This window comes from Pseudoalteromonas sp. NZS100_1 (genome assembly GCF_015864285.1).
GTDB lineage: Bacteria > Pseudomonadota > Gammaproteobacteria > Enterobacterales > Alteromonadaceae > Pseudoalteromonas > Pseudoalteromonas arctica.
The window spans coordinates 1-1,088 of sequence record NZ_JADYXN010000095.1; the positions used below are offsets into that span (position 1 = coordinate 1).

Genomic DNA, 1,088 nt, shown 5'->3' on the forward strand with positions numbered 1-1,088 from the left:
GGCCACGTTGACCACGGTAAAACTACACTAACTGCAGCAATCACTAACGTACTTGCAAAAGTATACGGCGGTGTTGCTAAAGATTTCGCATCAATCGACAACGCTCCAGAAGAGCGCGAACGTGGTATCACTATTTCAACGTCTCACGTTGAATACGATACTCCTTCACGTCACTACGCACACGTAGATTGTCCTGGTCACGCCGATTATGTTAAAAACATGATCACTGGTGCTGCTCAAATGGACGGCGCGATCTTAGTAGTTGCTGCGACTGATGGCCCTATGCCACAAACGCGTGAGCACATCCTTCTTTCTCGTCAAGTTGGCGTTCCTTACATCATCGTGTTCATGAACAAATGTGACATGGTAGATGACGAAGAGCTACTTGAACTAGTAGAAATGGAAGTTCGTGAACTTCTTTCAGAATACGATTTCCCAGGTGATGACTTACCTCTAATCGCGGGTTCTGCGCTTAAAGCGTTAGAAGGCGAGAAAGAGTGGGAAGATAAGATTGTTGAGCTTGCAAACGCACTTGATACTTACATCCCAGAGCCAGAGCGTGACATCGATAAGCCTTTCATCATGCCTATCGAAGACGTTTTCTCAATCCAGGGTCGTGGTACTGTTGTAACTGGTCGTGTTGAAGCTGGTATCATCCGCATCAATGACGAAGTAGAAATTGTTGGTATCAATGATACAACTCGTTCTACTTGTACTGGTGTTGAAATGTTCCGTAAGCTTCTAGACGAAGGTCGTGCTGGCGAAAACATCGGCGCACTTCTACGTGGTACTAAACGTGAAGACGTTGAACGTGGTCAAGTACTAGCTAAGCCTGGTTCAATTAACCCACATACTACATTCACTTCAGAAGTATACGTACTTTCGAAAGATGAAGGTGGTCGTCATACTCCATTCTTCAAAGGTTACCGTCCACAGTTCTACTTCCGTACAACTGACGTAACTGGTGACGTACAGTTACCAGATGGCGTAGAAATGGTAATGCCTGGTGATAACATCAAGATGACAGTAACTCTAATCGCACCAATCGCGATGGATGAAGGTCTTCGTTTTGCTATCCGTGAAGGTGG

General features: G+C 45.4%; 1 protein-coding gene. It reads left to right on the top strand.

Going from position 1 to position 1,088, the window contains the following annotated elements; genetic code table 11:
- Positions 1 to 1,088, top strand: a 1,088-nt coding sequence (gene tuf / locus I6F66_RS20665) for an elongation factor Tu (protein WP_197209681.1), incomplete at both ends; no start/stop codon positions are given.